The 9,816-nt window shown below is 67.2% G+C and carries 12 protein-coding genes; 2 read left to right on the forward strand and 10 right to left on the reverse strand.

Annotation, left to right across the window (positions count from 1 at the left end; translation table 11 throughout):
- Positions 1–48 precede the first annotated feature (48 nt).
- Positions 49–327, forward strand: a complete 279-nt coding sequence (srp19, locus tag F3H10_RS10890; protein WP_149784794.1) for a signal recognition particle subunit SRP19 — start codon at positions 49–51, stop codon at positions 325–327.
- A gap of 2 nt (positions 328–329) precedes the next feature.
- Complete coding sequence (locus F3H10_RS10895) at positions 330–560, forward strand: H/ACA ribonucleoprotein complex subunit GAR1 (RefSeq protein WP_149784795.1); 231 nt, start codon at positions 330–332, stop codon at positions 558–560.
- Between the two features lie 32 nt (positions 561–592).
- Here F3H10_RS10895 and F3H10_RS10900 read toward each other — a convergent pair whose 3' ends face one another.
- The 10 genes from F3H10_RS10900 to F3H10_RS10945 all read right to left on the reverse strand — a co-directional run.
- Positions 593–862 carry a hypothetical protein gene (locus F3H10_RS10900; protein WP_149784796.1) on the reverse strand — a complete coding sequence of 90 codons (270 nt, stop codon included), beginning with the start codon at positions 860–862 and terminating at the stop codon, positions 593–595.
- Positions 863–936: 74 nt separating this feature from the next.
- Positions 937–2,448 carry an NADH-quinone oxidoreductase subunit N gene (locus tag F3H10_RS10905; protein WP_149784797.1) on the reverse strand — a complete coding sequence of 504 codons (1,512 nt, stop codon included), beginning with the start codon at positions 2,446–2,448 and terminating at the stop codon, positions 937–939.
- Positions 2,441–3,973, reverse strand: a complete 1,533-nt coding sequence (locus F3H10_RS10910; RefSeq protein WP_188127928.1) for a complex I subunit 4 family protein — start codon at positions 3,971–3,973, stop codon at positions 2,441–2,443. Before F3H10_RS10910 ends, F3H10_RS10905 begins: the two co-directional genes overlap by 8 nt.
- On the reverse strand, positions 3,970–5,994 hold the full coding sequence (gene nuoL / locus F3H10_RS10915) for an NADH-quinone oxidoreductase subunit L (RefSeq protein ID WP_149784798.1): 2,025 nt from the start codon (positions 5,992–5,994) through the stop codon (positions 3,970–3,972). The genes F3H10_RS10910 and nuoL overlap by 4 nt, the downstream gene beginning before the upstream one ends.
- A gap of 1 nt (position 5,995) precedes the next feature.
- Positions 5,996–6,298, reverse strand: coding sequence for an NADH-quinone oxidoreductase subunit NuoK (gene nuoK / locus F3H10_RS10920; RefSeq protein WP_149784799.1), 303 nt, complete (start codon positions 6,296–6,298; stop codon positions 5,996–5,998).
- Entirely contained in the window at positions 6,298–6,642 is a 345-nt protein-coding gene (locus F3H10_RS10925; protein ID WP_149784800.1) for a hypothetical protein, read from the reverse strand. The genes nuoK and F3H10_RS10925 overlap by 1 nt, the downstream gene beginning before the upstream one ends.
- On the reverse strand, positions 6,639–6,911 hold the full coding sequence (locus F3H10_RS10930) for an NADH-quinone oxidoreductase subunit J (RefSeq protein WP_149784801.1): 273 nt from the start codon (positions 6,909–6,911) through the stop codon (positions 6,639–6,641). Before F3H10_RS10930 ends, F3H10_RS10925 begins: the two co-directional genes overlap by 4 nt.
- A 49-nt stretch (positions 6,912–6,960) precedes the next feature.
- On the reverse strand, positions 6,961–7,422 hold the full coding sequence (locus F3H10_RS10935; protein ID WP_066414169.1) for a NuoI/complex I 23 kDa subunit family protein: 462 nt from the start codon (positions 7,420–7,422) through the stop codon (positions 6,961–6,963).
- 1 nt (position 7,423) lies between these two features.
- A complete protein-coding gene (locus tag F3H10_RS10940; protein ID WP_149784802.1) occupies positions 7,424–8,491 on the reverse strand; it encodes a complex I subunit 1/NuoH family protein in 1,068 nt (355 codons plus the stop codon).
- Positions 8,491–9,816, reverse strand: a 1,326-nt coding sequence (locus F3H10_RS10945) for an NADH-quinone oxidoreductase subunit D (RefSeq protein ID WP_149784803.1), incomplete at its 5' end; no start/stop codon positions are given. The genes F3H10_RS10945 and F3H10_RS10940, both read right to left, overlap by 1 nt.

Genomic DNA, 9,816 nt, shown 5'->3' on the forward strand with positions numbered 1-9,816 from the left:
GCGGCCGCGGTCCGAAACGACCTTACCCCGCGGGCCCGCCTCACCGGTATGGTCGAGAACGTCGTGTATCCCGCGTACTTCGACGCCGGCCGCTCGCGGTCGGAGGGCCGACGCGTCCCGACGGACCTCGCGATCGAGGACCCGACCGTCGACGAGATCGCGAAGGCGGTCCAGCAGGTCGGCTACGACGCGGTGATCGAACGGGAGAAGACGTACTCCAGAGAGTACGAACCCCGCGGCGCGGTGGTGGTTCGCGGCACCGACGACACCGCGAAGAACGACCTCGTACAGGCGATCGCCGCCTACCTCGGGATCTTACGCGAGTGACGATGCGTCGCGTCGGAACCGTGGTCCGAACCGCCCAGGGCCTCGCGATCGCCCGCGCCGATCCCGGGGAGGAACCCCCGGACATCGGTGCCGGCGTCGTCGACGAGTCCCTCTCGCGTGTCGGTCGCGTCGTCGACGTGTTCGGCCCGGTCGGACACCCGTACGTCGCCGTCAGCCCCGACGACGGAACGTCGCTCGCCGCGCTCGTCGGCGGACCCTTGTACGCGCGATAGAACCGACTCGAACCGCGGAGCGGCGCCGCCCCTCACTCCACGATCGCGAAGTCCGCGAGCGTCTTCGTCGACCGCACGAGGCGTTCACACACCACGAGCTTCTCGGTCCGGTCCAGCCGCTCCCAGTCGATCCCAGCGGGTGCCGACTCCTCGAACGCCCGGAACTGCCGGTACACCTCCTCGTTGACGAACCGCTGGAAGGAGCCGCAGTTCGGACACGTCACGGAGAGGTGGGAGACGTCGAACGCCCGATCGATCGTGTGCTCGAGACAGTTCAGACAGCGGTACTCCCTGTTGGTCACGCCCCCACTCGGGCCCGCGCTCGGTAATACCTGCGGATTCCGGCGGTCGAGAAGCGAAGCGAAGAGCGGACGGGTCAGAACAGCGCCGCGGCCGCGGCCTCGGCCGCCTCGATGACGGGCCCGAAGCCGGGCAGGAGCAGCACGGTCGCGACCGCCGCGAAGACGACCGCCGCGTACAGCGCGGTCGGCCGCACGTCGATCGCGTCCAGCGCGCTCGGCGTCGCGGGGTCGTCGAGGAACATCGCCCGCACGACCCGGCTGTAGTAGTACAGCGACACGACGCTGTTCACCGCGCCGAGCCCCGCGAGCCAGAGGAAGCCGTTCTCGATCGCTCCCATGAACAGGAAGTACTTCGAGAAGAACCCGGCGAAGGGCGGGAGCCCGGCCAGCGAGAACATGAACACGGCCATCGCCGTACACGCCACGGGGGCGCGCCGAGCGAGGCCGGCGTAGTCCTCGAAGGTCCGGCCGATCCCCCACCGCTCCGCCATCGCGACGAAGAGGAACGCGCCGGTGTTCATGAAGCCGTAGACGAGCAGGTGTGCCATCGCGGCACCCATCACGGCCTCGTTTCCGGCGCTACCCGCCGAGAGCGCCGCCAGCCCGATCAGCGCGTAGCCCGCGTGGCCGATCGAGGAGTACGCCAACATCCGCTTGACCTCCTCTTGAACGGCCGCCGCGAAGTTCCCGAGCGTCATCGTCACCGCCGCGAGCACGCCGAACGCGAGCACCCAGTTGATGTCCGCGGCCAGCGACGCCCCGAGCGGGAACGCCTCGGTGAACACGCGGAACGCGACGACGAACCCGGCGGCCTTCGAGGCCGACGAGAGGAACGCGCTCACGGGCGCGGGCGCACCCTCGTACGCCTCCGGCGCCCAGAAGTGGAACGGGACCGAGGCGGTCTTGAACGCGACGCCGCCGACGATCATCACGATCCCGATGCCGGCGACGCCGGACAGCGTGTCGAGCGACTCGATCTGCCCGGCGACCTCGCCGAAGATCAGCGAGCCGGTCGCGGCGTACACCAACGAGATCCCGAACAGGAACACCGCCGAGGAGAGCGCCCCGATGAGGAAGTACTTCAGCCCCGCCTCGACGCTGCCGCGGTTCTTCTTCAGGAACGCCACCAGCGCGTAGGACGGCAGCGACACCATCTCGAGGGCGACGAAGACGATCGCGAGCGAGTTCGCGACCGCCAGAAGCGCCATCCCCGTCGCGGCGAAGAGCGTCAGCGAGTAGAACGCCGCCGGACGCTGGTGGTCGTGGAAGTAGTCGTGTGCGGCCACGACGACGAGCGCCGTCACCGACGCGAAGATCGCGGTGAAGAAGAGCGACATCGTGTCCACCTTCACCGCGCCCTCGAGCAGCGTGATCGCCCCGCCGGTGTCGGCGTGACCCGTGCCCGCGATCACGAACCAGACGGTGACCGAAAGCGACGCGAGCGCGCCGAGCGCGCTCACGACGGCCATCGACGTGTTCGACCGCTCGTTCGGACGGATCGTGTCGACGAGGAGCAGCGCGAGCCCGGTGAGCCCGAGCAGCAGCGCCGGCGACAGCGCGGACCACGCGGGAGCCACGCTAGACATCGACGCTCACCCCCTCGACCACGGGCATCGCGGCGTCACGGATCATCTCGAAGAACAGGTCCGGTGCGACCCCGAGCACGATGATCGCCGCCAGCAGGACCGCGAGCGGCGCGACGTCGTGGAACGGAGCCGGACCGATCTCGTAGTCGGTCTCGAGCCGGAACGGTCCGAACAGCGTCTTCTGCATCGCCGACAGCAGGTAGCCGGCGACGATAACGATCCCGAACATCGCGAGCGCCGTGAAGACGGGCGCGTACGGGAGCGACGGCGCGCCGAACGCGCCGACGAAGATGAAGAACTCCCCGGCGAAGCCGGCCATCAGGGGAAGCCCCATATAGCCGAACGCGCCGGCGACGAGGATGCCGACGGTGACGGGCATCCGGTCGGCCATGCCGGCCATGTCGCCGACCATCCGGGTGTGCGTCGCGTTGTAGACCACGCCGACGGCCATGAACATCAGCCCCGAGATGAGGCCGTGTGCGACCATCTGGAAGGTCGCGCCGCCGACGCCGTACTCGGTGAACACGACGAGGCCGAGGAGGACGTACCCCATCGACGAGACGGAGGAGTACGCGACGATGCGCTTGAGGTCCTTCTGGGCGAGCGCCAGCATCGCGCCGTAGACCACGCTGATCACGGCGATGGCGGCGATCGGGACCGCGAGCGCGGACGCCTGTTCGGGCAGCATCGTGAAGTTGAACCGGAGCAGCGCGTACGTCCCCATCTTCAGGAGGACGCCCGCCAGAAGCACCGACACCGGGGTCGGTGCCTCGACGTGGGCGTCCGGCAGCCACGTGTGGACGGGAACGATCGGGACCTTCACCGCGAACCCGGCGAACATCGCGAGGAACGCGACCATCGCCATCCGTCCGGGGGAGATCCCGAACCAGGTCTCGAGGCCGCCGTCGGCGATCGCCTGCGTGATCTCCGGGAGCGCCAGCGACCCGATCGAGTCGCCGAGCGCGAACGTCAGCGACATGAACCCGATGAACATGAGAAGCGACGCCGCGTTCGTGTACACGAAGAACTTGATCGCGGCGTACTTCCGACGGGGGCCGCCCCAGATCCCGATGAGGAAGTACATCGGCACGAGGACCGCCTCCCAGAAGACGAACCAGAGGAAGAAGTCGAGCGCGGTGAACACGCCGAGCAGGTTCGCCTCCATGAACAGCATCAGTCCGTAGAACTGGCTCTGTCGGGAGTCGACGGGCGTCCACGCGCTGAGTATCGCGAGCGGGACGAGGAACGTCGTGAGCACGACGAGCGGCAGGCTGATCCCGTCGAGGCCGACGAACCACGACACCGTCCGGCCGCCGACCTCGACCCACTCGTACCGCGACTCGAAGGCGATCGTGCCGCCCGTGAGCGCGTTTCCGACCGCGTCGAACCGCGACCAGAGGTAGAGGCTCCCGATGAACGGGACCGTGCTGAGCGCGAACGCGAGCCGGCCCGCCCACGCGTTCGGCGCGAGCAGGACGAGGAGCGCGGCGAGGAACGTGAACCCGATGAGCGCCTCGAGTATCACAGGAACCACCCCCCGTTGACGCCGAGGAGGACGAGCAACGCGATCAGCCCCAGCGTGAGCATCGCGGCGTACTGGGTGACAAGACCGGTCTGTATCCGACGGACCCGGCTCCCCCCGAGGAGGCTCACCGAGGAGACGCCGTTGACCACGCCGTCGATGATCCCCTGGTCGAAGGTGTCCGCGCCGCCCGCGATGTCTTCGGTCCGATACGCGATCCAGACTTGGAGTTCGTCGAGGTAGTAGTTGTTGTACAACACGTCTTTGATCCCGCCGAGTTTCGCCGTGTGCTCGGTCGGCGACGTGACGTTATACAGCCGCCACGCGAGACCGAGGCCGGCGAGCGCCAATCCGAGCGAGACCGCCGCGCCGACGAGCACGGTCGGGACCTCCCCGCCCGCGATGTATCCGCTGCTGTACGGCCCCAGATCGGCGTAGTGGTGTGAGGAGAGCCCCTCGATGCCGCCCCACTCGTTGTCGAGCCAGCGATGGAGGTAGTCGATCCCCTCGAGGCCGAGGACCTTCTGGACGGGGACCATGTTGATGAACCCGGTCACGACCGCGAGCGAGCCGAGCACCGTCAGCGGTCCCTTCACGTTCCAGCGAACGGGCTCGGGATCGGCCGCGAGGTCGGTCCGCGGCTCGCCGTGGAAGGTCAAGAACACCATCCGGAAGGTGTAGAAGGCGGTGACCGGCACCGCGAGCAGTCCCATGACGTAGCCGCCGAGAAGCAGCGGCTCGTTCAGGCCGTGAACGAGCGCCTCGTAGAGGATCTCGTCCTTCGACCAGAAGCCGGCGAACGGGAAGATCCCCGCGAGCGCGAGCGACCCGGCGAGGAACGTGTAGTAGGTGACGGGCATCCTCGATTTCAGCCCGCCCATGTCCCACATGTCCTCGTTGTGGTGCATCGCGATGATGACCGAGCCGGCACCGAGGAACAGCAGCGCCTTGAAGAAGGCGTGCGTCGTCAGGTGGAAGACCGCGGCCACGTACCCGCCCGCGCCGAGCGCGAGCATCATGTATCCGTACTGCGAGATCGTCGAGTACGCGAGCACCTGCTTCAGTTCGTCCTTCACCACGCCCATCGTCGCCGCGAACAGCGCGGTGAAGCCGCCGATGAAGGCGATGACCGCGAGCGTCGTCGGCGTCAGCGCGTAGAAGCCGTACATCCGCGCGACGAGGTAGACCCCGGCCGCGACCATCGTCGCCGCGTGAATGAGCGCGGAGACGGGGGTCGGACCCTCCATCGCGTCGGGGAGCCAGGTGTGAAGCGGGAACTGCGCGGACTTCCCGACCACGCCCCCGAGCACGAGCAGGCCGACGACCGTGAGCCAGGTCTGGAGTTCGAGCCCGCCGGGCGTCCAGACGTCACCGGAGCCGGCGAGCGCCGCCTCCGCGAGCGCGGGGAACGACCCCTCGCCCGCGAACGCGGCCGTCCCGAACGTCGCGAACACGGCGACGACGCCGACGAGGAAGAAGTAGTCGCCGAAGCGGGTGACGAGGAACGCCTTCTTCGCCGCCGAGGGCGGACCGGGCTCGCGGAAGTGGAACCCGATGAGCAGGTACGAGCAGAGCCCGACCAGCTCGAAGAACATGAACGCCATGAGCAGGTTGTCCGCGACGACGAACCCGAGCATCGAGGCCGTGAAGAGCCCGAGCCCGGCGTAGTAGCGCGGAAGCCCCGTCTCGCCCTCGTCGTTCATGTAGCCGAGCGAGAAGACGTGGACCAACAGCGCGACGAGCGTCACGATGACGAGCATGAGCGCCGACAGCGGGTCGATCAGCGCGCCGAACGTGAGCTCGAACTGGTCGCCGGCCGCCCAGGTGTACAGCGTCTCGTTGTAGGCGCGGCCGCCCGCGACGGCCGTCGCGATCCAAAGCGACAGCAGGAACGACCCCGCGGTGGCCGCGATGCCGCCGAAGGCGCCGCCCTTCGGGAGGTACTTCCCCGCCCCGAGCGCGACCAGGAACGAGAAGAACGGTAACAACACGACGGCCGGAACGTAGGCGAATGCGTCCACCATCTTACCACCTCATCTCCGTCGGAACGGTCACGTCGATGTCGCCGAAGTTGCGGTACAACACGAGGATGATCCCGATCCCGATCGCGACCTCGGCAGCCGCCAACGCGATCACGAACAGCGCGAACACCTGTCCGGTGAGGTCGCCGTAGTACAGCGAGAACGCGACGAAGTTGACGTTCGCCGCGTTCATCATGAGCTCGACGCTCATGAGGAAGTACAGGGCGTCGCTCCGGGTGAGGATCCCGAACAGGCCGATACAGAAGACGCCGGACGCCAAGAGCAGGTACCACTCGGGCGGCACCATCACCGCTCACCCCCGTCGCGTCCGCCGTCGGTGAGCGCCTCGCCGATCGCCGCGCTCACGGAGCCGCCGTCCTCGCGACGCGCGAGGTAGATCGCCCCGTCGACGGCGACGTCGAGCGCGACCGCGACGATCAGGAAGGCGGCCAGAAAGCCCTCGGAGGGGATCGACGCCGCCTCGCCCAGGTTGAACAGGGCGTACCCCACGTTGTGGACGATCGACTCGCCCTCCGGGAAGCCGGTCGCCTCCGCGAAGTTCGCCGACAGGAACGTCGCGGCCATCACCGCGAACAGCGCGATCACCGTGATCGCGGGCAGGATCCGGTTTCCGCCGGATTCGTCAGTCATCCGCTACTCACCTCCACGTCGTCCGTTCCATCCGATCGCGTGAGCATCACGGCGAACGTGACGAGTATCAGAACCCCGCCCACGTAGACGAGGATCTGCATGGCGGCGATGAACTCCGCCTGTAACATCACGTAGTGCACCGCGACGCTCGTCAGGGCACCGCCCAGAAGCAACGCGGCGTGAAACACGTCGCGCGCCAGGACGACCCCAAGGCTGAACGCCAGCGTGACCGCGGCGAACAGCGCGAACGCGATGGTGTCGTAAACCATTGTGTAACCCTCCAATCAGTGTCCCTTTGAAGATTTCGAGATACGCCCGTTACTGGTAGTCGACCTCGCCGTCTCCCTCCCCGATCCACGCGCCGCGATCGGGATTCCGGGATTCGAGCGGGTCGATGCCCTTGTACCACGGGACGTTCTTGAGCTGTTCCTTGTTGTAGACGAACTCGTCCTTCGAGTCCGCGGTGAACTCGAAGTTCTGCGTCAACAGGATGGCGTCGACGGGACAGACCTCCTCACACAGCCGACAGTAGATACACTGTCCGATGTGGAGGTTGTACTGCTCGCCGTTTCGCTGGTCGTCCTGAACGATCTGGATCGTGTCGTTCGGGCAGACGTTCTCACACTGCCGACACCAGATACACCGCTCCTGGCTGAACTTGTGGACCCCGCGGAACCGCGGGCTCACGTCGGGTGCGTCCTCCGGGTATTCCACCGTGAACGTCGACCCGTCCAGTGCGTGTTTCATCGTCGTCGCCATCGATTTCATGAGTCCGATCATATCAGGCGATCACCCCCACGATTACGGCCGTGAGCACCAGGTTCGCGAACGACAACACCAGCATTCCCTTCCAGCCGATCTCGATCAGCTGGTCGATCCGGACGCGCGGCAGCGCCGAGCGCGCCCACTGCGTGAACAGGAAGAAGCCCCAGATCTTCACCACGAACCAGAGGAAGCCGATGCTCTCCGGTCCGGGACCCGACGCCCCGCCGAGGAACGTCACGGCGAGGATCGCCCCGCCGAGGAAGACGTGGACGAACTCGCCCAGATAGAACAACACGAAGTACGCCGAGGAGTACTCGGTCTGATACCCCGCGACGATCTCCGTGGGCGCCTCCGGGATGTCGAACGGGTTCCGTCCGATCTCCGCCATGTTCGCCGTGAGGAACAAGACGAACGCGAACGGGTTCACGAACGCGTACCACGTCGGCACGTCGAAGCCGCCGACGCTGAACAGGACGTCGGTCTGGGCGGCGACGATGCCGCTCATCTGGAGCGTCCCCGCGAATATCACGACGGACATCGCGGTCACGATGAGCGGGATCTCGTAGGCGAGGTTCTGTGCGACCGCGCGGAGCCCGCCCAGCATGGAGTACTTGTTGTTCGAGGCGTAGCCGGCCATCACCAGCGACACCGAGGCGATGGAGGCGAACGCGAACACCAGCGCCAATCCGACCTCGGGGTCGGCGATCTGGAGGTTCACCGGGCCGAGCCGCCCCATCGGGATCACGGAGAAGCCGAGCAGCGCCGACGCGGGCAACACGATCGGCGCGAGGTCCCACGTCGGGCGGTCGACGCCCTCGGGGACGATGAGCTCCTTCGCGAGCAGCTGGACCGCCGCCGCCGGGATGATGAGCAGGCCGAACGGACCGATCCGGTTGACGGCGATCCGGTCCGTGAACGCGGCCGTGATCTTCCGTTTCGCCCACGGACCGGCGACGCCGGTGAACGCGAGCACGATGTTCCCGACGACCGCGGCGGCGACGAGCGAGCCGACGACGTCGCCGAGCACGCCCGAGAGCCCGAGCGTCTGTGAAATGAACTCGGGGAACAGCTGTACCGTTCCCATCAGCGGTCCACCTCCCCGAGCACGATGTCGAGGCTACCCAACGCGGCGATCACGTCGGGGATGTACTCGCCGTTCGCCATCTCCGGCAGCGTCTGGAGGTTCGAGAAGCACGGCGACCGGATCTTGAATCGTGCGGGTTTGTCGGTGCCGTCGGCGCGCATGTAGATGCCGAGTTCGCCCTTGGCGGCCTCGACCGCGCGGTAGATCTCCGTGTCGTCGTCGGGCCGGAGCGTCCGCGGGACGTTGGCCTGGATGTTCCGTTCGTCCTCGGGCCAGTCCTCGAGCAGGTCGACACACTGCTCGATGATCTTCGCGGACTCCTCGACCTCGCGCATCCGGACCAACAATCGCGAGTAGTTGTCACAACCGTCCTCGGTCACCACGTCCCAGTCGAGCTCGTCGTAGTAGCCGTACGGATCGTCGCGACGCAGGTCGTAGTCGACTCCCGACCCGCGGGCGACCGGCCCGGTCGCGCCGTAGTTCTTCGCGACCTCCGGCGGCAGGATGCCCGTGTCGATGGTCCGCATCTGGAAGATCTCGTTGGCGGTGACGAGGTCGTGGTACTCCTCGACGGAGCCGGGTAGCTGGTCGAGGAAGTCGCGCGTCTTCGAGAAGAACTCCCCGCGGGGCTCGGGCAGGTCCCAGACGACGCCGCCGAGCCGGAAGTAGTTGAACATCAGCCGCTGGCCCGTCAGGTCCTCGAGCAGGTCCTGGACGCGCTCACGGTCGTTGATCGCGTACATGAACGTCGCGGTGAAGTCGCCGTTCACGTCGAGCGCGAACGTCGCGAGCGCGAGCATGTGCGCGGCGATCCGGCACATCTCCGCGCCCATGGTGCGGATGACCTGTGCGTACTCGGGCACCTCGATGTCCGCGAGGTCCTCGGCCGCACGCGCGTACGCCCACTCGTTGAGCAGGCCCGCCGAGATGTAGTCCCAGCGGTCGGGGTACGGCATGATCTGGTGGCGGTACGTGCCGGACTGGGCCATCTGCTCCTCACAGCGGTGGAGGTAGCCGATGTCCGGCTCCACGTCGATCACCTGCTCGCCGTCGAGGATCGTCTTCAGGTGGAGGACGCCGTGGGTCGCCGGGTGATGCGGCCCGATGTTGAGGAACATCGTGTCCGACTCGGAGTCGTGATGATGGTCCTCGAGCGGGTTGGCGTGCTCCGGCAGCGTGGCGATCTGCGGGCGGTCCTTGTCGTAGTCCATCGAGAGGGGATGGCCCTGCCACGTCTCGGGGAGGAGGATCCGCCGGAGGTCCGGGTGGTCGTCGTACTCGATCCCGATCAGGTCGTACGCCTCCCGCTCGTGCCAGTCCGCCGT

Origin of the sequence: Halorubrum aquaticum (assembly GCF_900113615.1) — an archaeon.
Lineage (GTDB): Archaea > Halobacteriota > Halobacteria > Halobacteriales > Haloferacaceae > Halorubrum > Halorubrum aquaticum.

Excerpts from the sequence above, each read along its gene's own strand:
- nuoL (WP_149784798.1), bottom strand. The coding sequence starts at position 5,994 with ATGGTGGACGCATTCGCCTACGTTCCGGCCGTCGTGTTGTTACCGTTC.
- F3H10_RS10940 (WP_149784802.1), bottom strand. The coding sequence starts at position 8,491 with ATGGGAACGGTACAGCTGTTCCCCGAGTTCATTTCACAGACGCTCGGG.
- F3H10_RS10925 (WP_149784800.1), bottom strand. The coding sequence starts at position 6,642 with ATGACTGACGAATCCGGCGGAAACCGGATCCTGCCCGCGATCACGGTG.
- F3H10_RS10930 (WP_149784801.1), bottom strand. The coding sequence starts at position 6,911 with ATGGTTTACGACACCATCGCGTTCGCGCTGTTCGCCGCGGTCACGCTG.
- F3H10_RS10905 (WP_149784797.1), bottom strand. The coding sequence starts at position 2,448 with ATGTCTAGCGTGGCTCCCGCGTGGTCCGCGCTGTCGCCGGCGCTGCTG.
- F3H10_RS10935 (WP_066414169.1), bottom strand. The coding sequence starts at position 7,422 with ATGATCGGACTCATGAAATCGATGGCGACGACGATGAAACACGCACTG.
- nuoK (WP_149784799.1), bottom strand. The coding sequence starts at position 6,298 with ATGGTGCCGCCCGAGTGGTACCTGCTCTTGGCGTCCGGCGTCTTCTGT.
- srp19 (WP_149784794.1), top strand. The coding sequence starts at position 49 with ATGGTCGAGAACGTCGTGTATCCCGCGTACTTCGACGCCGGCCGCTCG.
- F3H10_RS10895 (WP_149784795.1), top strand. The coding sequence starts at position 330 with ATGCGTCGCGTCGGAACCGTGGTCCGAACCGCCCAGGGCCTCGCGATC.